Annotated in this window: 27 protein-coding genes; 16 read left to right on the forward strand and 11 right to left on the reverse strand. The window is 47.5% G+C overall.

The window, feature by feature from the left end; all coding sequences use genetic code 11:
• Positions 1-225: hypothetical protein (locus ACKFKH_RS27395; protein WP_446861523.1), on the forward strand; the 225-nt coding region annotated here is incomplete at its 5' end.
• Here the strand turns inward: ACKFKH_RS27395 and ACKFKH_RS27400 are convergent.
• A complete protein-coding gene (locus ACKFKH_RS27400; protein WP_446861524.1) occupies positions 220-573 on the reverse strand; it encodes a hypothetical protein in 354 nt (117 codons plus the stop codon). The two genes, ACKFKH_RS27395 and ACKFKH_RS27400, sit on opposite strands and share 6 nt — an antisense overlap.
• A gap of 436 nt (positions 574-1,009) precedes the next feature.
• Here ACKFKH_RS27400 and ACKFKH_RS27405 point away from each other — a divergent pair, with 436 nt between their 5' ends.
• The 4 genes from ACKFKH_RS27405 (at position 1,010) to ACKFKH_RS27420 (ending at position 4,097) form a co-directional block, all read left to right on the forward strand.
• Entirely contained in the window at positions 1,010-2,632 is a 1,623-nt protein-coding gene (locus ACKFKH_RS27405) for a cyclic peptide export ABC transporter (RefSeq protein ID WP_446861525.1), read from the forward strand.
• Positions 2,633-2,715: 83 nt separating this feature from the next.
• Positions 2,716-2,922 (forward strand): hypothetical protein, encoded by a 207-nt coding sequence (locus ACKFKH_RS27410; protein WP_446861526.1) that lies wholly within the window; start codon positions 2,716-2,718, stop codon positions 2,920-2,922.
• A 13-nt stretch (positions 2,923-2,935) separates the two neighbouring features.
• Positions 2,936-3,196, forward strand: coding sequence for a hypothetical protein (locus ACKFKH_RS27415; RefSeq protein ID WP_446861527.1), 261 nt, complete (start codon positions 2,936-2,938; stop codon positions 3,194-3,196).
• A 475-nt stretch (positions 3,197-3,671) separates the two neighbouring features.
• Entirely contained in the window at positions 3,672-4,097 is a 426-nt protein-coding gene (locus tag ACKFKH_RS27420; protein ID WP_446861528.1) for a hypothetical protein, read from the forward strand.
• A gap of 113 nt (positions 4,098-4,210) precedes the next feature.
• Here the strand turns inward: ACKFKH_RS27420 and ACKFKH_RS27425 are convergent, their stop codons facing one another.
• On the reverse strand, positions 4,211-4,384 hold the full coding sequence (locus tag ACKFKH_RS27425) for a hypothetical protein (RefSeq protein WP_446861529.1): 174 nt from the start codon (positions 4,382-4,384) through the stop codon (positions 4,211-4,213).
• Positions 4,385-4,713: 329 nt separating this feature from the next.
• Here ACKFKH_RS27425 and bchL point away from each other — a divergent pair, with 329 nt between their 5' ends.
• The 5 genes from bchL to ACKFKH_RS27450 all read left to right on the forward strand — a co-directional run bounded on the left by bchL (position 4,714) and on the right by ACKFKH_RS27450 (position 10,035).
• The gene (bchL, locus tag ACKFKH_RS27430; protein WP_446861530.1) at positions 4,714-5,574 is read left to right on the forward strand and encodes a ferredoxin:protochlorophyllide reductase (ATP-dependent) iron-sulfur ATP-binding protein; all 861 of its coding nucleotides are present in this window, start codon (positions 4,714-4,716) and stop codon (positions 5,572-5,574) included.
• A gap of 85 nt (positions 5,575-5,659) precedes the next feature.
• Complete coding sequence (locus ACKFKH_RS27435; RefSeq protein ID WP_446861531.1) at positions 5,660-6,058, forward strand: DUF5331 domain-containing protein; 399 nt, start codon at positions 5,660-5,662, stop codon at positions 6,056-6,058.
• Positions 6,059-6,276: 218 nt separating this feature from the next.
• The gene (locus ACKFKH_RS27440; protein ID WP_446861532.1) at positions 6,277-7,683 is read left to right on the forward strand and encodes a ferredoxin:protochlorophyllide reductase (ATP-dependent) subunit N; all 1,407 of its coding nucleotides are present in this window, start codon (positions 6,277-6,279) and stop codon (positions 7,681-7,683) included.
• A gap of 113 nt (positions 7,684-7,796) precedes the next feature.
• Entirely contained in the window at positions 7,797-9,674 is a 1,878-nt protein-coding gene (locus ACKFKH_RS27445) for a WD40 domain-containing protein (RefSeq protein WP_446861533.1), read from the forward strand.
• A 157-nt stretch (positions 9,675-9,831) separates the two neighbouring features.
• On the forward strand, positions 9,832-10,035 hold the full coding sequence (locus ACKFKH_RS27450) for a hypothetical protein (protein ID WP_446861534.1): 204 nt from the start codon (positions 9,832-9,834) through the stop codon (positions 10,033-10,035).
• Positions 10,036-10,070: 35 nt separating this feature from the next.
• On the opposite strand, the gene ACKFKH_RS27455 is transcribed toward ACKFKH_RS27450, so the two are convergent.
• Both ACKFKH_RS27455 and ACKFKH_RS27460 read right to left on the reverse strand, forming a co-directional pair.
• The gene (locus ACKFKH_RS27455) at positions 10,071-10,313 is read right to left on the reverse strand and encodes a hypothetical protein (RefSeq protein WP_446861535.1); all 243 of its coding nucleotides are present in this window, start codon (positions 10,311-10,313) and stop codon (positions 10,071-10,073) included.
• 103 nt (positions 10,314-10,416) lie between these two features.
• Positions 10,417-11,505, reverse strand: a complete 1,089-nt coding sequence (locus ACKFKH_RS27460) for a hypothetical protein (RefSeq protein ID WP_446861536.1) — start codon at positions 11,503-11,505, stop codon at positions 10,417-10,419.
• Positions 11,506-11,835: 330 nt separating this feature from the next.
• On the opposite strand from ACKFKH_RS27460, the gene ACKFKH_RS27465 reads away from it, so the two are divergent.
• The gene (locus ACKFKH_RS27465) at positions 11,836-12,876 is read left to right on the forward strand and encodes an RRXRR domain-containing protein (RefSeq protein ID WP_446861537.1); all 1,041 of its coding nucleotides are present in this window, start codon (positions 11,836-11,838) and stop codon (positions 12,874-12,876) included.
• Between the two features lie 112 nt (positions 12,877-12,988).
• Positions 12,989-13,918 (forward strand): metallophosphoesterase family protein, encoded by a 930-nt coding sequence (locus tag ACKFKH_RS27470; RefSeq protein ID WP_446861538.1) that lies wholly within the window; start codon positions 12,989-12,991, stop codon positions 13,916-13,918.
• Between the two features lie 4 nt (positions 13,919-13,922).
• Here the strand turns inward: ACKFKH_RS27470 and ACKFKH_RS27475 are convergent, their stop codons facing one another.
• Positions 13,923-14,774: a DNA adenine methylase gene (locus tag ACKFKH_RS27475; RefSeq protein WP_446861539.1), complete on the reverse strand. Its 852-nt coding sequence runs from the start codon at positions 14,772-14,774 to the stop codon at positions 13,923-13,925.
• Between the two features lie 49 nt (positions 14,775-14,823).
• Between ACKFKH_RS27475 and ACKFKH_RS27480 the strand changes: the two genes are divergently transcribed.
• From ACKFKH_RS27480 to ACKFKH_RS27490, 3 genes are all read left to right on the forward strand, one after another.
• Entirely contained in the window at positions 14,824-15,021 is a 198-nt protein-coding gene (locus ACKFKH_RS27480; protein WP_446861540.1) for a DUF751 domain-containing protein, read from the forward strand.
• Positions 15,022-15,152: 131 nt separating this feature from the next.
• Complete coding sequence (gene rbfA / locus ACKFKH_RS27485; protein WP_446861541.1) at positions 15,153-15,563, forward strand: 30S ribosome-binding factor RbfA; 411 nt, start codon at positions 15,153-15,155, stop codon at positions 15,561-15,563.
• 200 nt (positions 15,564-15,763) lie between these two features.
• The gene (locus ACKFKH_RS27490; RefSeq protein ID WP_446861542.1) at positions 15,764-17,395 is read left to right on the forward strand and encodes a glycoside hydrolase family 3 protein; all 1,632 of its coding nucleotides are present in this window, start codon (positions 15,764-15,766) and stop codon (positions 17,393-17,395) included.
• Positions 17,396-17,521: 126 nt separating this feature from the next.
• Here ACKFKH_RS27490 and ACKFKH_RS27495 read toward each other — a convergent pair whose 3' ends face one another.
• Positions 17,522-17,836, reverse strand: coding sequence for a hypothetical protein (locus ACKFKH_RS27495; RefSeq protein ID WP_446861543.1), 315 nt, complete (start codon positions 17,834-17,836; stop codon positions 17,522-17,524).
• A gap of 32 nt (positions 17,837-17,868) precedes the next feature.
• Complete coding sequence (locus tag ACKFKH_RS27500; protein WP_446861544.1) at positions 17,869-18,096, reverse strand: hypothetical protein; 228 nt, start codon at positions 18,094-18,096, stop codon at positions 17,869-17,871.
• An 85-nt stretch (positions 18,097-18,181) separates the two neighbouring features.
• Here ACKFKH_RS27500 and ACKFKH_RS27505 point away from each other — a divergent pair, with 85 nt between their 5' ends.
• A complete protein-coding gene (locus ACKFKH_RS27505; RefSeq protein WP_446861545.1) occupies positions 18,182-18,544 on the forward strand; it encodes a DUF4864 domain-containing protein in 363 nt (120 codons plus the stop codon).
• Between the two features lie 294 nt (positions 18,545-18,838).
• Here ACKFKH_RS27505 and ACKFKH_RS27510 read toward each other — a convergent pair whose 3' ends face one another.
• The 4 genes from ACKFKH_RS27510 to ACKFKH_RS27525 all read right to left on the reverse strand — a co-directional run bounded on the left by ACKFKH_RS27510 (position 18,839) and on the right by ACKFKH_RS27525 (position 21,256).
• A complete protein-coding gene (locus ACKFKH_RS27510; protein WP_036531950.1) occupies positions 18,839-18,976 on the reverse strand; it encodes a photosystem II reaction center protein K in 138 nt (45 codons plus the stop codon).
• 58 nt (positions 18,977-19,034) lie between these two features.
• A complete protein-coding gene (gene tgt, locus ACKFKH_RS27515; protein WP_446861546.1) occupies positions 19,035-20,144 on the reverse strand; it encodes a tRNA guanosine(34) transglycosylase Tgt in 1,110 nt (369 codons plus the stop codon).
• Between the two features lie 171 nt (positions 20,145-20,315).
• Positions 20,316-20,933 (reverse strand): hypothetical protein, encoded by a 618-nt coding sequence (locus ACKFKH_RS27520; protein ID WP_446861547.1) that lies wholly within the window; start codon positions 20,931-20,933, stop codon positions 20,316-20,318.
• Between the two features lie 23 nt (positions 20,934-20,956).
• Positions 20,957-21,256 (reverse strand): hypothetical protein, encoded by a 300-nt coding sequence (locus tag ACKFKH_RS27525; protein ID WP_446861548.1) that lies wholly within the window; start codon positions 21,254-21,256, stop codon positions 20,957-20,959.
• Positions 21,257-21,264: the final 8 nt, after the last annotated feature.

A 21,264-nucleotide genomic window follows, 5' to 3' on the forward strand; every position in this document is an offset into this window, starting at 1 on the left:
CGGTCTGCCACACTCTTAAGATACAAGGGGGCTGAAGCTAAATTAAACGAAGCGACAAGGACTTGTGTGTACACGGCAGACAGTCTGGAGGCGGGACAGCAACGAAGCAAAGCAGCTTCTGATACGTTTCAAACGTCCTCTCAAAATTGGGGAGAACTTGAAATCAACGAAGCTAGAGAAGATCCCTTGCGGGTAACTCAAACAAGTCGCCTCAAAAACTTATGATTTGTCTAACTTTCGGCGCTGTCGGGTGAGAATGCTCATCACTTCGCCAAACGAGGGCGCAGGCAGCAAAGGACTCCAGTCTGTCGCATTCGCAAATCGTCGAACGTGGAGGTTTTGAATCGTCTCGGTCACACCGTCTGAGGAACCGATAATTAACACGCGCAATACTTCAAACTCATCAGAATGAGGAATCGCAACGTCAGGTAAAAGATCCTGAAGCGGAATGCGAAGCGAAGTAATTGTGAAACGAGGAATGGTATCGGGAAGGAAACGGCGTTGAATCAGTTCTAGAAATGCATAGGCGAAATCGCACAGCCAAAAGCCAGCGTTCAATAAGCGATCTGCCATTGTCATTACTCCAAATTTAGGTCTCCAAAGAAACCCAAAAAACTAGCCGCCCCGATAAACATCACAAGTCAGAGCGGCCAAAGGAGTGATAAAATCCTCCATTAGCCCTCGAACTGGCTACAGCAGTCTCCTGGGTTAGCTGCCCTTCGTTGGTTCCAAGCAACTTTGGGCGGCGACAGACTAGATTTTTTGGGCGACCAGACAACCTCCCGGTAAAGGAAAGGTGTCCTTGATTTGAGAGAATATCTGGAATTTTGGTTCTCGTCAAGTAGTTAATTCAGCACTTTTTAATTAAGATTTTCGACAAAATGACGGCTACTCCAGAAATCAAAAATCACAAAATTCTGCAAAAAAATAGAGATTTGAGCAGTCATTTTTGCTGAAATTTGCACCATTCAACTATAAACTTTAAGGCTTAAATCCATTTTTCACCCGCATGAAACTGCTTTCTTTTTTGTTGCGTTCTGCTCGTGGCATGATGGCGATCGCCATTCTCACAGGCTTTCTCAGTGGTGTGAGTAGTGCTGGTCTGATTGCGCTGATCAGTCGAGTCATTGGGGCGGCGGGAACGGTAGCTCCAATCGTTTTCTGGGCTTTTATTGGGCTGTCGGCAGTGGCGCTGGTGAGCAGTATTTTGTCTCAGATTTTGCTGGTGCGAATTGCTCAAAATGCCGTGTTTGAGTTGCGGGTGCGGCTGAGTCGGCAGATTCTCGCGTCAGAGTTGAGTCAGTTAGAACAGTTGGGCAATGCTCGAATTACAGCAGCCTTGACGGAGGATGTGAACGCGATCGCTCAAGCGGTTTCTTTGTTTCCTTATATTTGTATTGATCTGGCGACGATCGTCGGTTCGTTTGCTTATATTTACTGGCTCTCGTGGCAAGTGTTTCTAATGGTAATGGCGTTGTTTGTTGCCGCCACTGCAACTACTCAATACTTACTGAGCCGAGGGTACAAACTGTTACGATTTGCCCGCGAAGATCAAGATCAATTATTCAAACATTTTCGAGCAATTACTGACGGTGTTAAAGAGTTAAAGCTACACTATCATCGTCGGCAAACATTTTTATCAAATGATTTAGAAGCCTCTTCAGCAAGTTATCGACGGCACAATATTAAAGCATTCATTTTGTTTGCGATGGCGAGTAGCTGGGGTAAATTAATTTTCTTTTTTGCGATGGGCTTCGTTTTATTTGCCCTTCCTAAAATTTTTGCTATCCCCCTACAAACGATGTCTGGCTATGTTTTAATCTTCACCTATTTGATGATGCCGCTCGAAAAGATTGTGGCGAAACTACCGACATTGGGACAAGCTGATGTATCTCTACAAAAAATCGAATCACTAGGCTTATCGCTGACGACCCACTCAGAAACAAACGTCCCGCCCGCAAACATCAATCCTGATTGGCATCGATTAGAATTTCGAGGAATCACACACGAATACTTGAGGGCAGGCGAAGATAGTAACTTTACGTTGGGCCCGATCGACCTGACTTTTTACCCTGGCGAACTTGTCTTTATCGTCGGTGGCAACGGTAGCGGAAAATCAACTTTAGCAAAATTGTTGACTGGACTTTATATTCCAGATGCAGGCGAAATCTGTTTGGATAATCAACTCATTACCTCAACCAATCGAGAATGGTATCGACAACATTTATCCGCAATTTTTGCAGATTTCTATCTCTTCGATCGCCTGTTGGGTATTGATGCCGTCGATCGCGATCTTCAAGCGCAATCTTATCTAAAACAGCTTCAACTCGATCACAAAGTCCAAATCAATAACGGCAAACTTTCTACAACAGAGCTTTCTCAAGGACAACGCAAACGTCTCGCGCTCCTCACCGCTTATTTAGAAGACCGACCCATCTATTTGTTTGATGAATGGGCATCCGATCAAGATCCCGTTTTTCGAGAAGTTTTCTACACAGAATTTTTGCCCAAACTCAAGCACCAAGGTAAAACAATTTGGGTAATTAGTCACGATGATCACTACTTTCGAGTCGCCGATCGCATCATCAAACTCGACTACGGCAAAATTGAGTACGATCGCCTGAATTCATAGTCGGGTTACGAGAGAGAGATAGGTAGGGGTGTAATTCTGACTTCACCACCCGATTTTCCCTCCATTTCTAATTTAATGAGTTGATGCTGTCAATAGCGGAGTTGGCAGCGACGATTCCTCACGGACAAGTTGGTGTCACAACCGTTGGGGCAGTTCGAGAAGCAGGCGGAGATGTTATTCGTACCTCTGGAAGAAGTCCAAATCATGCCACGCTCACGGGTCTGACCCCAGAGAAGATAAGCCGCCTCTTAACCCCGACAATTGCTAATCCGTCCCAGCAAGAGTCCTAATTAGAACATTTCTATGAGCTATCCCAAAATCTTTGCAGATTTCCATAATGCCGACGCAGAAGGGCGACTACGCCTGAACTGTATTGGAACGATTGAGGACTTAGCTCGGCACAACATTGAATTGCAGCAGGGTCAGTTGTTGACGCTCTACAGTGAAGAGTTGGAAGTTGATGGAACTGTGCAATATTCTGAAGCAGAAAAGGTATGGGTCGCAGCAATTGATTGGAATCAAATCAGACCTTTTGAAGAGTGCGTCGCTCAAGCGAGGTCGTGATTGCATTGACGTATCCTTGCCCAATTCGGACAAACAAATTTGAGCATCGGGATGATAAGCCAGCAGCAGATCGGATGCAATGATGCTGTTTTTACCGACTTCAAAGGCTCCGGTTTCGATGTCGTTGCCTTCGGCTCACGCTTTGCGTGTCCGCCACAATCTTGCCGTGATTGCCTTCTTCGACCTGGAGACGCACCTGAGTTTAATAGATCTCATCGCCACGTCGAGCAAACTCTTCTTTGCTGTAGCAGGGTTGCCGAACGGTCATAGGTTCGTCGTGTCGATTGGACGCTCTCATTTTAACTCGGACTGCAATTAGCTCACTTAGAAAACTAAGTTGAACCTTTCTTGTAAAGCGACTGTCTAAGCTTGCGAAGCGACTCAAATGGGAACTGATGAATGGTGAGAAAGCGCAAATTCTGCCTTCGTCCCTGCCACTGAGTTCGTTGACTCAACTAGATAGGACACATATTCAATGAAGAAACTACTCTTTTTACTACCTGGAGCTATTGCTCTGATCCTGGCTGCAACGCCGATCGTCGCCGTTCATGCCCAAAATTCTGCGCCTGCGCCCACAGGTGAGCGAATGCAGAACAAAAACCGACTCAATCTATCGGCTGATCAAAAAGCCAAGATGAAAGCGATTCGCGAAACTACTCGCACTCAAATTGATGGCGTTCTCACTGACGCGCAGCGAACCCAACTCCAGTCTGAGCAAGGGCAAGGCATGAAGCGAGGCAGAGGGCTACGATCGCTCAATCTCTCCGCCGACCAAAAAGCCAGAATCAAAACCATCATGGAAGCAGCCCGCCGCGATCGCGAAGCCATCTTAACTCCCGCACAACTTGAGCAAATGCGCCAATTTCAGTCTCAGCGTCGCGCTAACAGACCCGCTCGCTAAATTTCTGTCATTCAAATCAGTTCGTTGAGGTATCAGCAGGGCACTCTCCGGGGTGCCTTTTTTGCGAATCAGCGGATTACTTTTAGAGAACGACTAAAGTTTCATCATTCTTATTAATTGCAGAAGATTGGAGTTGAGCGATCGCTCCATTCTTCACAAAGATTTTCGGCAGTCATCTTGATTTGGGTTACGCAAAGAGCAATTGAGGCTGAATTACCTACATTTGGGACTTCGCCAGCGAGTTGAGCGTGATTTTTGCCCGTGGAAAGCGGCGATCGCAAATTCATTTAGCAATCTTCAAGGTTTGTTTTTTGTCCCTGATTCTATAAATTAGTGACCCTAAATTTTGCTTTGACTCTATATTTAACCCTATCGTCTCTTCTGAACAGTTCATTTGACCTGGGATGATTTTCTCTCACCCTGACGCGCTCTAGATATCTTACTTATTGTTATGACGGCTTCCAATTGGCTGAAACATCATCAATAATGCTTCTACAGACCAAACGAAATTTAGACACCTGGGCTTTAAGCTCCCAGTCACCTCGCTTCACAAGAGACAGTTCACAAGAGACAGTTCACAAGAGACAGTTCACAAGAGACTAGGAGAGAAACGATCGTGAAACTCGCAGTTTACGGAAAAGGTGGAATCGGCAAATCAACGACAAGCTGCAATATCTCAGTTGCACTGGCTCGACGCGGCAAAAAAGTCCTCCAAATCGGCTGTGACCCCAAACACGACAGCACCTTCACCCTGACAGGCTTTTTGATCCCCACGATCATCGACACACTTCAAGAAAAGGACTATCACTACGAAGATGTCTGGCCCGAAGATGTGATCTATAAGGGATACGGCGGCGTGGATTGCGTAGAAGCGGGCGGCCCTCCGGCTGGGGCTGGCTGTGGCGGCTATGTGGTTGGCGAAACGGTGAAGCTGCTCAAAGAACTCAATGCTTTCGATGAATATGATGTCATCCTGTTCGATGTGTTGGGCGATGTCGTCTGTGGTGGGTTTGCGGCTCCGTTGAACTATGCCGACTACTGCATGATCGTCACCGACAATGGCTTCGACGCACTGTTTGCCGCCAATCGGATCGCCGCCTCGGTGCGCGAAAAAGCCCGGACTCATCCCCTTCGTCTAGCTGGCTTGATCGGCAACCGCACCTCCAAGCGTGATCTGATCGACAAATACATCAGCACCGTCCCCATGCCCGTGCTGGAAGTGTTGCCCCTGATCGAAGATATTCGGGTCTCGCGGGTCAAAGGCAAAACTTTGTTTGAAATGGCCGAAACTGAGCCTTCACTCAACTACGTCTGTGACTACTATCTGAACATTGCCGATCAGATTCTCGCCAATCCTGAAGGCGTGGTGCCCAACGACTCGCCCGATCGCGAACTCTTTAGCCTACTCTCTGACTTCTACCTCAATCCTGCTCCCGCTCGCTCCGAAGAAGAAAAGCTCGATCTGATGATGGTCTAAAGAGAGTTTTGAGTTTTGAGTTTTCCGTTTTGAGTTGTTAGACAATAATTCAGGACGCAAAACTCAGACTCTACTCAGGTGATTTGTGAATATCGAGCATCTCCGTCAATCTTTGCGAGAAAAGTGGCTTGGCTACTATCAAGAAAATCGATCGTGGCTGACCCGACTGGGCGTTTGGGTGAACTGTGAAGGCCAAAGACGACCGTCTTCCAGCTTTATTCTCTCTGCCCTGTCGATTTTAGAACCTGACCTGACAACACTTCTCCCACTTGTCGTAGACCTCAACAGCAACCCCGATCGCATCGTGATCGCTCTCGGACTCAACTTTAACCCCGATGAAACCTTAGACCCAACCGCCAAAGTAGAAGCCGCGATCGAGGATGTCAAACTACTTCCCGCGGGAAATAAGTCCCACCCGATCGCAACGCGCATTACGACCCGACGCGACGAAGAATGTCAAGGATCAGGACGCGATCGCAAATAGGTGAGGATGAAATGTTTGGCTGCGTTGTTGGTCACTTCTGCCCCCTAAATCCCCCATTCTGGGGGACTTCATGCCGAGATTTCCACTTCAAAGTCCCACATTGATGAGGGATTTGAGGGGCAACCCGGATTCGCAATCGTAGTGAAAAAGTTCATCAAATTCCCAATAAACCGCGTTCAACCATTAGCAAAATCCTTACTAGAGAGAACCTTCGACCCATGACTCTTGCTGACACAAAACCTCAAGCCCTAAACTTTGAGTGCGAAACAGGGAACTATCACACCTTTTGCCCGATTAGCTGCGTCGCCTGGCTCTACCAAAAAATCGAAGACAGCTTCTTTTTGGTGATCGGGACGAAAACCTGCGGCTACTTTTTGCAAAACGCAATGGGCGTAATGATCTTCGCCGAACCGCGCTACGCCATGGCCGAACTCGAAGAAGGCGACATCTCCGCCCAACTCAATGACTACGAAGAACTCAAACGGCTTTGCACACAAATTAAGCGCGATCGCAACCCCAGCGTCATTGTCTGGATCGGAACCTGCACCACGGAGATCATCAAAATGGATCTCGAAGGTCTTGCACCCAAGCTAGAAGCAGAATTGGGGATTCCGATCGTCACGGCTCGCGCCAATGGTCTCGATTACGCCTTTACTCAGGGAGAAGATACCGTTTTGGCGGCGATGGCTCAACGCTGTCCCGAAAAAGCGCCTGCGACGGAAACTGAGAAAGAAGAGCGCAACGCCATTTCTAAACTGCTCAACTTTGGCCGCAAAAAAGAAGAGGTCGCGATTACTGAATCTGAATACGTTCAACACACTCCGCTGGTGCTGTTTGGCTCTCTGCCTGATCCCGTCGTCACTCAGCTAACCCTGGAACTTAAAAAACAAGGTATCAAAGTTTCTGGTTGGCTGCCGTCTAAACGCTATACCGAACTTCCGGTGATTGAAGAAGGCTACTTTGTATCGGGGGTGAATCCGTTTTTGTCGCGCACCGCTACCACATTGATGCGTCGGCGGAAGTGTAAATTGATTGGGTCACCGTTTCCGATCGGCCCCGATGGCACCCGCGCCTGGATTGAGAAAATTTGTTCTGTGTTGGGGATCGAGCCACAGGGATTGGCTGAACGGGAAGCGCAAATCTGGGCCAGCGTCGAAGACTATCTGGAGATTGTGCGCGGCAAGTCGGTCTTTTTTATGGGCGACAATTTGCTAGAAGTCTCGCTGGCTCGTTTTTTGATTCGCTGCGGCATGACCTGCCCCGAAATTGGCATTCCTTACATGGACAAGCGCTATCAAGCTGCCGAGTTGGAACTGTTGGAAAAAACCTGTAAAGAGATGGGCGTTCCGCTGCCAACGATCGTCGAAAAGCCCGACAACTACAACCAGATTCAGCGCATCAAAGACCAGAATATTGACCTGGTGATCACAGGCATGGCCCACGCCAATCCCTTAGAGGCTCGCGGCATCAATACCAAATGGTCAGTTGAGTTCACCTTTGCTCAGATTCACGGCTTCACCAACGCCCGCGACATTTTAGAACTGGTGACTCGTCCGCTGCGTCGCAACACGTCTCTCAAAGATCTGGGCTGGGACAAGCTAGTCAAAGAAGACGCAAAAGTTTAATCAAGCTTGAGACTCTTCTTCTGGGGCGCGGCAACGTGCCCTTTTTTAGTTGATTCAAGATTAACATTAAGGAGAAATACAGCTAGGTATGATTCAGCACTGCTTCAAATAACATGAGTAAAGATAGTTGGTCGGAGATTCATGGATCGATGTCTGTGTTTAGGGCAGAACTCAAAGCACAACTAGATAACCTAATTAGTGAACTTCTCACATCATCGGATCTGCTGAAGTCTACAGAGTTAAGAGCTAAAATTTTGGAGTTTTCTTCCCAATTTGAAGACATCCTCCAAAGGCAGTTGGAAAGTTTTTCTCGAAAGACACGGCTATCTACCTTACCTGAATATGAACTAGTTTTTGATAGAGAAGGCAGTCGAAAAACTCTTGGAGAGGCGTTGTCAGAATCTAAGAAACGGCTAATTATCGTGTGTCCTTGGCTCACTCTGTGGGGAATCACAGACCAGGAGATTCAAAAATTTGAGGAGCTACTCGAAAACGGAGTTTCCATCAGTATTGGGTGGGGTCGATCAAAGGAGCTGAAAAATCCTAGAAAACAGAACTTATTCTGGTATGCTGCCTTACCAAAGCTGCTTGAACTAGAAAAAAGACATCCTCATAAATTTAAACTAAAGGCTATAGGTACACATGAAAAGTTTCTAGTTTGTGATGAGAAATTTGCTTTTCTAGGCAGTCATAATATACTCACCTCGAGTGAAAAAAGCATGACAAAAGCGGATCGCGAAGTAGGAATTTTTACTACCAGTGATCAGATTATTCAGAGTTTAGTTGAGAGATTTGATGATGCACCTAGTTTAGAAATAGCATCCATGACACAGATTGCTGTTACTAAAGAAGATCGAGATCAATTACTTCTTGAGGTTAGTAGTGAATGCGAAATTAGTGAAGAAGAATTTGATGCCTTCTTTGATAAAGTTCTAGAAATGGATGAGGAAGAAATCGATAAGCTTTTCGAGAGTAAGACTGGTCAAGCCATACTCGACAGATTGATCGAAGAAGCTGAAAATCTGCCGGACGAGGAGGCTGAAGAACTAGATGATGTTAGTGATATAGCGCCTGAATCCGAGATTCTTGAGGACGGATTTTTTTGTACAACTTTCAGTCCCAATGGTAAAGCTATAGCTAGTTGTAGCAGTAATCAAACTATCAAGGTCTGGAATACTGCTAATAAGGCTTTACTTCATACCCTGAATGGCAACTCTAAAGGTATTAACTCTATTGTATTTAGTCCTGACCATAAAATTATTGCTAGTGGCGGCGATGATAATGTGATCAGAGCTTGGGATCTGGGCACAGGACAATTACTATATACCGCTAATGCACGACTAAGAGGTGTAACATCACTTGCCTTTAGCCCTAATAGTCAGGTTCTAGCTAGTGCAGGTCATAGGAGTATTCGGTTGTGGAATTCTAACACTGGAGAATTAATAAAGTCTTTCCAAGCTGATTCTAGCTGGATCTCCTCTATCTCGTTCAGCCCAGATGGGCGAACACTGTTGAGCAGTAGCACTAATGGTTTCAATAGAGTGGTTAAACTTTGGAACTGGACTGTTGGTGAGTTAATCCACGTGGTCACATTGACCCATTTAGATGCGGCTTTTGGAAAAGCTTTCAGCACAGATTGGCAGACTCTTGCTAGCGGTGCTGACGACAGCACGGTAAAACTGTGGGACTTACAGACAGGAGAACTGCTACATACTTTTTTCTCTTCTCAAAGGGGAATTGTGTCACTTGCTTTCAGTCCTGATGGTCAAACATTAGCAAGTGGAGGCAAGCTTGGAACAATCAAGCTTTGGAATTTAAACAGAAAAGAACTAACTCATACACTCTCTGGGCATTTTGCCCTTGATGCTTATTTTCCTAACTGGGTGAACTCTATCGCATTTAGTCCTGATGGAACGAAACTAGTTAGCAGTGGCTGTGATAAAACGATCAAAATATGGAACATTTTGGATTTGTATGACTGCGGTAGTTAAGCTAATTGATGTTGCTCTGACACCACAACATTCAGCAGCTAGAAATCAGGAAAGTGTTTGAAGGATCCCCAAAATTTTGGTTTGTTAAAAGAGGAGAGCGTCAGGATAAGGATGTTTATACTGCCGCCGGAAGAACAAGATTAAGTTTGCAATTTGTGTGGAGAACGATCGCTGTGAAGACCTAGAGCGACTCAAACTATATCGAGTTATTCCAGATGATGTTGCTGCTCAGAAGAACTTCATTCGGGTTATTGATGAGTCTGGAGAAGACTACCTTTATCCTTCAAGCCTGTTTGTGTTGGTTGAATTTCCACAAGCTGTAGAAGAAAAGTTAATGGCAGTTGCACTACAGGTTTCTTGACATAGTTCTCTAGAATTTGTCTATTCTGCTGAATGTTAGTGCCCTGAAATGTTAGTGACAATGTTCTGACGATGGGCTAACTCATTGGCATCGACTGACGACTCAAACGGATCAGTCCCTTCCAAATTAGGATCAGACTCCGCTTCGCCCAGTTGCGCTTTGGCGGCTTCGAGCTTTTCTTTAGCAGATTCGCCACCCGCGTTGGGATTTAACTCTTTTGGATTGGGTGTTTGAAAAACAGGTTCTTTAGCGTTGGTCTCAGCGTTGTTAGAAGTCATTTTTTTGATGATTGCAGTATTGACACTTCTGATTTTTGAATAGTTGCTGAAGTGTTGCATCACTCGATCGACAGACTTCTCGCTCGTTTAGTTTAAGCTTGGATTAAGCTATCTCTTCAGTTTGTAGTTTGCGTTTCAAAATCACCATCGACGAACCGACTACAGGGCTTCTCGCTAACACAGTTCCGTCTGAATCCGTGATCTTTAACTGACTGAAATCCAGCGCTTGAGAACGATTCAGCAGTTTGTCGGCCAATTCATTTTGCTGAGAAGCACTGAGCGTATACCAATTAGGATTAACCTGCACGGTTAGGCGACTGCTGCGAAAATTGGGCTGCACCGATCGAATCAACTCACTCACGTAAGGATCAGCCACTTCCACCACGCCGTTTTGAATGGAAGCAATCAGCTTTTCTTCGGGAGTCAGCTCAGGTAAGGGGGCGACGGGTTCCGGTGTGGGTTCCGGTGTGGGTTTTTCGGCGGCGATCGCTTCAGCAGGCTCTTCGGCAACAGGAACTTCAGCAGGCTCTTCAGAAATAACAGCTTCGGGAGTCGATTCAGGCACTGCTTCGGTAATCGGCTCTTCAGTCGGAACTTCAGGAATCGGCTCTTCAATCGGAACTTCGGCAATCGGAACTTCAGCAACAGGAACTTCGGCAACCGTGGTGGGAGCGGGAAATTCTTCAACAGGGGCGCTGAGTTCGGTGGGGAATGATGTGGGATCGGGAATCACGCGATCGGGCGTAATCGTCTCGACTGGAGGATTTTTAGGAGGAGTCGCTTTAACCAGTGCAACTTCGGCAGGCTTTGAAGAAAACAAGCTGGATGTCACCCAAAACAGCACGATCGCCACACTCACCACAATTCCACTTAACGCCCGATCGCCCAATTTCTGACTGACATCTCCGGGAAGACGAGTGCGAATTTGCCCCAAAAGCTTATTCCAGACGGGGAGAAAACGCTGCCAGAGCGATCGCGCCTGATTCTGAAGTTTGGGCGACACAAAGGGGAGGGAATCGTCCGGAGTCGCTTCGACTTTTGTAGCCATCGTTTCTAGAGCGCGACTGGTCGATCGCAGCACTTTGATACTGGTCGATCGCACCCATTGCAGGCTGGTTTGCTTTGAAGATGGGGGCTGTGTCACACTGGGTTGGGATTTGGAATCTGGTGGGTTGGGGTTGTCTTGAGACATGAATGGCTCCTCTCAGGCAGCACCCAAATCACAATTTACAAGCGCTGCTTACCGAGGATCAATCTACCATTTCTTGATTCAACGTCTTTGTCAACACTACAGAATTTATTGTCGTCACGTACCCCACTCTGAAGAGACGGGGCTTGAATAAGTTCTAGCCAAAGAGCCGCTTCAAGACTAAACACGCGACTAGACTACGCAACTAAGCAAACTGAACGATTTAGCGCGTGGCAGCGCACCTAACGTGAGAGACGCTTCTCTAATCCCTCACCTCTAGAATCGTCAGCGTCGAAGAGAAGTACAAATTCGGCTTATCGCCAAACTCAAATCATGCAATCGGTTCCTGTTCTCGACTCCAATCAGCGCCCACTGATGCCAACTACCTCAGCCCGTGCAGATCGTTGGATTAAATCCGGTAAGGCTACCCCGTTCTGGAAGCGTGGCGTATTCTGCGTTCGATTGAATGTAGAGCCGTCAAACTGTTTCACTCAGCCGATCGCGGTTGGGATTGATCCAGGTTCCAAGCGAGAAGCCTTCACCGTCAAGTCTGCAACTCGTACCTATCTCAATGTGCAAACTCATGCCGTTGATTGGGTAAAGGATGCTGAGGAAGCGAGTACCAATATGCGACGTGCTAGACGGTTTCGGAAGACTCCATGCCGTAAGCCGCGATTTAATCGTAAGCGTAGCGGTATTCTCCCTAGCACCAAAGCGCGGTGGCAGTGGAAGTTACGAATCTGCAATTGGCTCACGAAATTGTTCCCGGTTACAGCTTTCGTGGTCGAAGACATCAAGGCTAAAACCTTCAACAATGGGCGCAAGTGGAACGTGGCATTTTCACCCCTCGAAGTCGGTAAGAGGTGGTTCTACTCAGAGCTAGAGCGAATTGCAGTCCTCCATACGCTGCAAGGTCACGAAACGGCAGAACTTCGCAGCCAGCTAGGACTCAAGAAGTCAAAGCAGAAGCTATCAGACAAGTTTGAAGCACACTGTGTTGATAGCTGGGTTCTTGCCAACTGGTACACCGAAGGACATGACAAACCAGACAACACAAAACTAATCGTGATTGTGCCGCTCCGGTTCCATCGTCGTCAGTTGCACCGATTCCAACCATCAAAGGGCGGCGTTCGCTCTCCATATGGTGGAACGATGTCTGAGGGTCTCAAGCGGGGCGGAATTGCCAAGCATCCAAAATATGGGGTTGTCTATATCGGCGGTGCATCGAAAGGCAAAGTTAGCTTGCATTCCCTGACCACGGGTAAGCGCCTGACTCAAGGCGCAAAAGCAAGCGACATCAAATTCCTCTCGTACAGTTCGTGGCGACTGGCAGCGCTCAATCCGGTAGGAGGGTCACCCTCCGTAAGGAATTGAGTAAGAAGAGGTAGGCGGTTAAACCCGCTCGACCCTTGCGGTATCTGCGAAGCAGCGCGTTTTTCCTCTCAGGTCTGAAGATGCTGAGTTTCCAAACGTATCAGGAGTTTTTATGAGCTTGAAACGCCGTCGATTTCTCATTCTGGGTGGGCTGAGTGGATTGGGGTTGACCGTTGCGGGAAAGACGCTCTTTGATCGAGCAACCGCCTCTTCTCAACGAGTGATTTCTCAACCAAAACCTGTTATCAGCGAAGTGTCACAATCTGCCAAAGATTTGGTGTTGCGATTTGTGGCAGTGGCGGATACGGGGGCAGGCGATCGCAATCAGTATGCAGTCGCCGAAGCAATGAATCGTCATTACGATCGCGCGCCCTATCCGATCGTGCTTTTGGCAGGCGACAACATCTATACCAATGGCGAATTTGAGAAGATCAAGGACGTATTCGAGCACCCCTATAGCAAGTTACTCAAGCAGGGCACTCAGTTCTACGCGGCACTGGGAAATCACGATATTCGCTACCAAAATGGAGATTTACAGGTCAAGTATCCCGGCTTTCGCATGAAGGGTCGTCGCTATACGTTTCGAGAAAAGTCGGTGCAGTTTTTTGTGTTAGAAACGAATCCGAGCGCCGATTGGAAAGGACAAGTTACCTGGCTCGATAAAGAGTTGATGCGAAGCGATGCACCCTGGAAAGTTGTGGTTGGGCATCATCCCATCTATTCGTCAGGTGTTTATGGCACAGATCAAGGATTAGTCTCGCTGTTAACACCGCTATTCAAAAAACATGGCGTTCAACTTTATATCAACGGCCATGAACATAGCTACGAGCGAACCCAATCGATCGACGGCACCACCTATCTAATCACTGGAATTGGCGGGGCCCATCTGCGTCCGGTGGGTCGATCGCCCTGGACAGAATATTCAACTTCTCAGTTTGGTTTCTCGTCAGTTGCAGTGTACAAAGATCGTCTGGAAATCTCCGGCATTGGCACCGATAGTCAAATCTTTGACCAAGGAATCGTGCCCCTCAAGTCTGCTTAGAACATTAATAAGAAGTCACCAAAACTTCAGTAATTTTGCCCCGCTTTTCAGCATTGCAGTTAATGTTTCGAGTAGCCTGAATGGTGCGAATGTTGAAGTTTTGGTATAGATCTCGGACAAATGGACAGTCTGAATTAGAGAGCATCACTTTCACCCCGCGATCACTCAACTCCACCATCACATCTCGCAGCCTGATCTGATCCGCTTCACTAAACGAATAGCGATTGTACGCTGTAAACTTACTCGTCGGACTAATCGGATAGTAAGGCGGATCAAAATAAACAAAGTCGTCAGCAGACTTAGCAAACTCTAAAACGACATCAAAATATCCATCCTTAATTTGAGCCGACTTGAGCACCACAGCATCCGATCGCAAGGTGACAGGATCATAAATTAAAGGCTTTTTATAACTGCCGATCGGCACATTGAAATGCCCTTTAGAATTTTCTCGATACAGGCCATTAAAACAAGTTTTATTTAAATAAATCAGTCGCGCCGCTCGGTCTAAATGATTGCCCTGATGAAACCAATCATCTGAAGTCGTCAACTGAGACCTCACCTGATAAAAATGGTCAGGACAATGCTGATCTTGATGCGCTTCTAATAACTCAATCAACTCCTCAACCTGGTCACGCACACACCGATAGACATTTACCAACTCAATGTTGATATCGACTAATAGGGATTGTTTAGGCTGAAGGTGAAAAAAGATAGCTCCACCGCCCACAAATGGCTCATGGTAATGTTGAAAACTCTCCGGAAAGTGAGGGAGATACTGTTGAATCAGTTGATTCTTTCCACCCGCCCATTTGAGGAAAGGACGAGGACAAATTGCGTCTCGAATTTCTGTGATCATTCAGATATCATAAAAGAGAATTTGTAGTTTGAAGCTGTAAATTAAAGCAATGCAAGAGTTCTGGAATACGATTTCTAAATACCCCATTTTTTTGGTTGGCATCATCGGCGGCGTGATTCTCAATGCCTTTAGGCCGCTCGTGCCTCTGTTTAAGAAGCCTGTAACGGCGATCGCGCTTATCGGTTTTTTCGTGGCAGCCTTTGCCTGTCTGAGTTTTACCCTACAAGCCATGTTGGGATTGACCTAAAGCGGTAAGGTGAGAGGCGTGAGGCGTGAGGAGGGTTTTTAACCTTGAGTCTTCTTCCTCTTTCTAGATGCTCGACTAAATCACAGTGTTAAGATCGAACATCTTGACCATATAAAAAGGGACAGATTGATATGGCGACCGATCGGCGCATGGCACGAGTTGCCGAGCAGATTAAACGCGAAGTGAGCCTGATGCTGATGAACGGCATTAAGGACGATCGCGTAGGCACAGGGATGGTTAGCGTCACAGATGTCGATGTGTCTGGCGACTTGCAACATGCCAAAATTTTTGTCAGCATCTATGGCACTGATGAAGCCAAAGCCGAAACAATGGCAGGCTTAAAATCCGCAACAGGCTTTGTCCGCAGTGAGTTGGGGCACCGAGTCCGATTGCGTCGCACCCCCGAAGTGATTTTTGTCGAAGACCGCTCGATCGAACGTGGCGATAAAGTTCTCAATCTGATCAGTCAACTGAGCGCCGATCGCAAACCCGACATCGAAGCCGAAACCACAGAAACTGAGAACGTAGAAACGAAGGAATAGCCAAAAATCGGCGGTGCTGATTGAAAGGACAAAGCCGTAGAAAGCCGACGCTGTTGGGTTTCGCAGAGCTTCTACCCAACCTACAAAAGTCCAGTTTTCAAAAACCCAGTTGCCAGAAGCGCCAGAGAGACAGACGATAGGGAAGAACGATCGCCGTTTTGTTCAGACGTTTTGTTCATCCCTCATCCCTCATCCCTCCCATGCTCCCCTCTCTCACACTTGCCCAAAAAGTCGCTCAAATGTTGGTGGTGCGGGCTTCTGGCTATTTATTTGACCATCAGATTCGCTATCCAGCTTGGGAGCCACCTGCGGCAACGTTGCAACATTGGCTAGAAGATTTGGGCGTGGGCGGCGTGATTTTGTTGGGTGGAAGTGCTGGAGAATTGGCTCTGCGAACTCAACAGCTTCAAGATTGGGCAACGATTCCTCTATTAGTCTGTGCCGACGTAGAAGAAGGCGTAGGGCAACGATTCTCAGGGGCAACCTGGTTTCCGCCGCCGATGGCTCTGGCTGCGATCGCTCACTCTGATCTCCCAACCGCCTGTCACTATGCCGAGCAAATGGGATCTGTCACCGCTCAAGAATCCTTGGCGATCGGTCTCAATTGGCTCCTGTCTCCCACGGTTGATGTCAATAACAATCCAGATAATCCGGTGATCAACGTTCGGGCCTTTGGAGAAACGACGCAAATTGTCAGCGAGTTGGCGATCGCTTTTATTCGAGGGGCCCATTCTCACTCTATTCTGACGACCGCGAAGCACTTTCCGGGTCACGGCGATACGGCGATCGATTCTCATTTAGAGCTACCAATTTTGGGACACGATCGCCCTCGTCTGGAGCAAGTTGAGTTTCCCCCGTTTCAAGCCGCGATTCAAGCTGGAGTGGATGCGGTGATGAGTGCCCATCTGAAAATTCCGGCCCTCGACGCTCAGTATCCAGCAACCCTTTCGTCCAGAGTCCTGACTCAAGAACTGCGCCAGCGAATGGGATTTGAGGGTTTGATTGTCACGGATGCGTTGGTCATGGGCGCGATCGCCAACCGCTATGGCACCGAAGAAGCTGCCGTGTTGGCCGTCGAAGCGGGGGTCGACATTCTCTTGATGCCGCTCCACCCAGAAAAAGCAATCGCTGCCGTTTGTGCCGCAGTTGAATCGGGACGCATTGCCCTAGAGAAAATTGAAGCTGCGATCGAGCGCATTTGGTGGGCTAAACAGAAAGTTTGCGCTCCCAATCTCCAATCTGATACGCCTCACGCCTGGGAGATGCAGCCTGTTCAGCCGATCGATTTATCTTCACTCGGTCAGTCAGAGGCGCTTTGCACCGAAATTCTCAAAAAGTCCCAGAAAGTCCATCGTCCAACGCCTTCTCGCCTCGATCGTTTGCCTAATGCGGGACGAAATCTAATCTTGGTAGATGACCTGATCGACTGTGACTTTTTGACCCGAACGGCTCCCGCGATCGCCTTCCCCACAAAATTTGGATTTACGCAAGTGGAAGTGGTCGATCGACATACGCCTCACCTTCAACTGGTTAATCAAGACTCCCCAACGCTACTGCAACTGTTTATTCGCGGAAATCCCTTTCGAGGCAGTGCAGGCTTGACTCAAACGGCGCGCGATTGGTTCGATTTTCTGCTGAAATCCGGACAGCTACAGGGTTTGATGATTTACGGCAGTCCTTATATGCTGGAGCAGTTCGTTTTGGCGTTGCCCTCGGATGTACCTTATGGATTTAGCTACGGACAAATGCCACTAGCGCAAGCGATCGGGCTAAAAGCTTTGTTTAAGGTCACGAATCAAATAAAATCGTTATCTCGCGCATGGACAATCTGAGATTTAGCTTGAAATTTAACGTCAAAAAAAGAGACGCGAATAATTCAACGTCTCTTGACAGGAGCATTTGCACGATACAAAACAAAGAGAATTGCTGGTATTCCAGAAACTTAGTATTTCAGAAACCTAATATTCCAGGAATAACGTATTGAATGAAGCCACATCGGGAACTGCTTGTTTAGCGATCGGATAATTTACTCTAGGCGCTTGAGTTCCCAATCTCTCAGCACTTTTTTCGAGTTCTGCAACTTGACTATCTAGAAATGCCAATCGCTTTTCAATGCGCTGACGACGCTGCTCGATCGTTTCTAGCTCATATTGGAGCCGTTTTTTCTCAACCGAAAGCTTATATAAATTTAAGTACGCTGCCGCTTCAGTTTGTTGGCGGGGCATCGTGCTGATTCTAGGACGGGTTTCTGTTTGAGAAGCATAAGGACGCATGTGAGTAACCTGTGAACTGGGTAGTTTGAATCTCACGCAGACGTTGCTACAAGTAATCCGCCACACATTTCACATCGGACGGCGGGCGGGCAGACCTGAGTAAAAATCTTTGGCAGACATTTTGCAGTCTCAAACTGAGTCCAAAAGGGCGATCGGAGTGGTGAGGTGCATCCCCCGACCAGATGGCAATTCTGTCCGGCGGTGTGATGAACGCTCCAATGGCGCTTAAAATCTGAACAAGCTTGAGGGCGTTGCGTCAATCCTAGTTTGAGAATGCCCAGCTTTTTAAAGGAGTAACACTTAAAGCTTCATTCTGTCTTAACAATCGAACCCTTCGCTAGTTCCATGAATCTCAGTGATCTCGATCGCGCTACAATCCGTTCTGTAATTGAGTTTCAGCTTCAAGCCTTTCAGCGAGACGATGCCGATGCTGCGTTTGAGTTTGCCAGTCCCGGCATTCAATCGATGTTTGGCACGGCAGGAAACTTTATAGAAATGGTGAGACTGTCCTATCCGCCTGTCTATCGTCCTCGCTCGGTTTTATTTGAGCAGCTTACCCAACTTCAGGGAATGCCGGCCCAGCCTGTTTTGTTGTTGAGCGAGAGCGGCGTTCCGGTGAGAGCTTTATATCTGATGGAGCAGCAAGCCGATCGCCAATGGAAAATCAACGGTTGCTATCTCGTTCCGGTCGAAGAAAGACGAGTATGAGGTCGATTTCTTCGAGTTACCTACAAGGAATCGGTTTTTTCGCTTCGGTTTTGAGCGCTTCTGCCCCCCAACCCCCCAATTCTGGGGGACTTTCAGACAAGAGTTCTAGTTCAAAATTCTCTATTTATGGGAGATTTAGAGAACGTTCCCAGATTTGTAACCGCAGCGAAGAAGCTTGTCGAACTCGCGCTAACGTTCATCCTTCATCCCTCATCCCTCATCCCTCATCCCCACAAAAAAGGGGCAGTCTCAACCACCCCTCTCACATCATTAAGATTCGTGTGATATTGAGAATTATCTAAAACCGACCGCTGCCTGCCAAACGAAAGCCAGCAACAAGAAAAAGACGGGAATCACAGGTAAAACGTCAACCAGGGGATCAAAAATCGCGTAAGCTTCGGGCAGTTTTGCCAAGAGCAGGGCTGCTTCCATACTTGTTTGCCTCTCCAACACAGAACTCATAATTGAAACGTATTTTAACACGATCGCTTCACTCAATTGGCGCTAACCACTCAGCAAATTCTTGCTTAAAGGTGCCTTTAAAGATCGCTGCTCGAATTTTCTGCGTAAAGCGTACCAGTTCCGTGATGTTATGAATCGAAAGTAAGGTGTAGGCCAAAAGCTCTTGCGATCGCAGCAGGTGGCTCAGATAAGCGCGAGAAAAATTTTGACAGGTATAACAGGGGCAAGACTCATCGAGCGAAGTGAAATCTTCTCTAAATCGAGCATTTTTGAGATTCCAGCGATCGCCCCTTACCAAAGCCGATCCATGTCGCGCCAGCCGAGTCGGAATCACGCAGTCAAACAGATCCATGCCAGCGGCGATCGCTCTGACCATTTCTCGATAAGTGCCTACGCCCATCAGATAACGCGGCTTATTTTCGGGTAAAAGGGGCGTAGTGGCTTGTACGACCTGATCAATCACTTCGGGCGCTTCTCCGACACTGACACCGCCGATCGCATATCCCGGCAAATCCAGATCCGCCAACATCCGAACGGCTTCTGCTCTAAGATCCAAATATTCGCCACCCTGGACAATGCCAAAAAGGGCTTGATCTGATCGTCCATGTGCTTGAATGCACCGTTTTAGCCATTCATACGTGCGATCAGTGGACTTTTCAACCGCATCGCGTCCCACTCCCGGCGGCGGACATTCATCAAACGCCATGATCACATCCGCACCCAGCGCATTTTGAATCTGAATTGATCGCTCTGGCGTTAAGTGAATCATCTGCCCATCTCGCGGCGATCGAAACGTCACTCCCTCATCGGAAATCGATCGCATTTCGCTCAAGCTAAAAACCTGAAACCCGCCCGAATCCGTTAGCATCGGCTGTGACCAATTCATAAATCGATGCACGCCACCCGCCCGTTCTACGATGTCTTCTCCCGGTTGCAGATGCAGATGATAGGTATTTGCCAGCACCATCTGCGCCCCCGTTTCGTTTAGCTGTGCAGGCGTGACAGTTTTGACGTTTGCCAGAGTGCCCACGGGCATAAAGCGCGGCGTTTCGACAATCCCATGAGGGGTAGAAAAGATCCCCGATCGCGCATGAGTATCACAACACTGAGCCTGGCACTGAAAAGAAAAATTACTCAAGGTCAATTTGGGAGTCAATTTGGAACAATTCGACAAGATCCCATTCTACTCCTTCCTCAACTCCTAACGTTCCGGCTGAGCGGCTGCTAGTAACCTTTGCCACACCAACCGACTCTTCTAGTCCGCTCCAACCGGGCTGTTATGCGGCTGTCTCTACCTCAGATAAGAGGCTTAAGCTGAAGGACAAGACTCAGAATCATAAACAGAGAACGCACGATCACTGCCATCAGGATAAATAAGCACTGGCTTACAAGGGTCAACTGAATTCCCAGCCTTCGCCTGTGTCTCTCTGTAAGTGTTGTAAGACTCATACAGTTGTCTTGCCAGATCAACCGAAACCCCCATAGCTAGAAGATTTTTACCGTGGTGCATAGCATCATTAAGAGCAGCAGAGCTGACTTTAACCCGACCAACTCCAAAAGCTATACCACCTACATGCTTTTCTATTATTTTCCCTTCAACCTCTAGCCCTTTCTCTGCCGCTACAGTTCCCTCTCCCTTCATAATGGCTCTTTCAGTTGCGACAGCCCTCTCTCCCTTAACGATGGCTTTCTCACCTTTTATCACCGCTCTTTCTCCTGCGGTGAAAAGCCTCAATTCTTTCAGTTTTCTCAAAACTGAACTCACTCGAATGAAAGCCAGATTAGGAGGTTGAATTAACACTGTAGAAACCACAGATCTGGGTTTGATTAACTGTATATGACCAGCAGCGGCAGGGCTGGCTACTTGCGTCATGGCAAGAAGAGATACCAAGAAAAAACACAAAGCTACTCTCAGATAAGACTTCATACAAATCACCTCACCTTAATGTATTACTCTTGTTCAGCTTTCTCTACAACAAGTTCAGGCTGTTCTTTTTGGACAAACTTGCTTATCGAAATAAACAAAAGAGGGATAGCCATATTCAAAAAGCCAAACGCAAGAATACCCTTAGCTACCAACGTGAGAAGTGATGTCATTTGGTTCAGGCTCAAACCTTGAAGGAGGTTGTAAGTTGGCTCTGCCAGCGTTCTAATAGCAACTAAAACAGAAATACCGATCACTATATTGAGCAATCCTTCACCAAGCATCACTTCTTTCCACGGAAATTTGGACAAGTTGGGAATCTGCACAAGCACTC

The sequence above is a fragment of the Phormidesmis sp. 146-20 genome (assembly GCF_052939475.1).

Excerpts from the sequence above, each read along its gene's own strand:
- ACKFKH_RS27455 (WP_446861535.1), bottom strand. The coding sequence starts at position 10,313 with ATGACTTCTAACAACGCTGAGACCAACGCTAAAGAACCTGTTTTTCAA.
- ACKFKH_RS27465 (WP_446861537.1), top strand. The coding sequence starts at position 11,836 with ATGCAATCGGTTCCTGTTCTCGACTCCAATCAGCGCCCACTGATGCCA.
- ACKFKH_RS27495 (WP_446861543.1), bottom strand. The coding sequence starts at position 17,836 with ATGCGTCCTTATGCTTCTCAAACAGAAACCCGTCCTAGAATCAGCACG.
- ACKFKH_RS27415 (WP_446861527.1), top strand. The coding sequence starts at position 2,936 with ATGAGCTATCCCAAAATCTTTGCAGATTTCCATAATGCCGACGCAGAA.
- ACKFKH_RS27475 (WP_446861539.1), bottom strand. The coding sequence starts at position 14,774 with ATGATCACAGAAATTCGAGACGCAATTTGTCCTCGTCCTTTCCTCAAA.
- rbfA (WP_446861541.1), top strand. The coding sequence starts at position 15,153 with ATGGCGACCGATCGGCGCATGGCACGAGTTGCCGAGCAGATTAAACGC.
- ACKFKH_RS27425 (WP_446861529.1), bottom strand. The coding sequence starts at position 4,384 with ATGAATTTGCGATCGCCGCTTTCCACGGGCAAAAATCACGCTCAACTC.
- ACKFKH_RS27460 (WP_446861536.1), bottom strand. The coding sequence starts at position 11,505 with ATGTCTCAAGACAACCCCAACCCACCAGATTCCAAATCCCAACCCAGT.
- ACKFKH_RS27420 (WP_446861528.1), top strand. The coding sequence starts at position 3,672 with ATGAAGAAACTACTCTTTTTACTACCTGGAGCTATTGCTCTGATCCTG.
- ACKFKH_RS27480 (WP_446861540.1), top strand. The coding sequence starts at position 14,824 with ATGCAAGAGTTCTGGAATACGATTTCTAAATACCCCATTTTTTTGGTT.
- ACKFKH_RS27505 (WP_446861545.1), top strand. The coding sequence starts at position 18,182 with ATGAATCTCAGTGATCTCGATCGCGCTACAATCCGTTCTGTAATTGAG.
- ACKFKH_RS27405 (WP_446861525.1), top strand. The coding sequence starts at position 1,010 with ATGAAACTGCTTTCTTTTTTGTTGCGTTCTGCTCGTGGCATGATGGCG.
- ACKFKH_RS27470 (WP_446861538.1), top strand. The coding sequence starts at position 12,989 with ATGAGCTTGAAACGCCGTCGATTTCTCATTCTGGGTGGGCTGAGTGGA.
- ACKFKH_RS27490 (WP_446861542.1), top strand. The coding sequence starts at position 15,764 with ATGCTCCCCTCTCTCACACTTGCCCAAAAAGTCGCTCAAATGTTGGTG.
- ACKFKH_RS27520 (WP_446861547.1), bottom strand. The coding sequence starts at position 20,933 with ATGAAGTCTTATCTGAGAGTAGCTTTGTGTTTTTTCTTGGTATCTCTT.
- ACKFKH_RS27440 (WP_446861532.1), top strand. The coding sequence starts at position 6,277 with ATGACTCTTGCTGACACAAAACCTCAAGCCCTAAACTTTGAGTGCGAA.
- ACKFKH_RS27400 (WP_446861524.1), bottom strand. The coding sequence starts at position 573 with ATGGCAGATCGCTTATTGAACGCTGGCTTTTGGCTGTGCGATTTCGCC.
- ACKFKH_RS27510 (WP_036531950.1), bottom strand. The coding sequence starts at position 18,976 with ATGGAAGCAGCCCTGCTCTTGGCAAAACTGCCCGAAGCTTACGCGATT.
- ACKFKH_RS27410 (WP_446861526.1), top strand. The coding sequence starts at position 2,716 with ATGCTGTCAATAGCGGAGTTGGCAGCGACGATTCCTCACGGACAAGTT.
- ACKFKH_RS27445 (WP_446861533.1), top strand. The coding sequence starts at position 7,797 with ATGAGTAAAGATAGTTGGTCGGAGATTCATGGATCGATGTCTGTGTTT.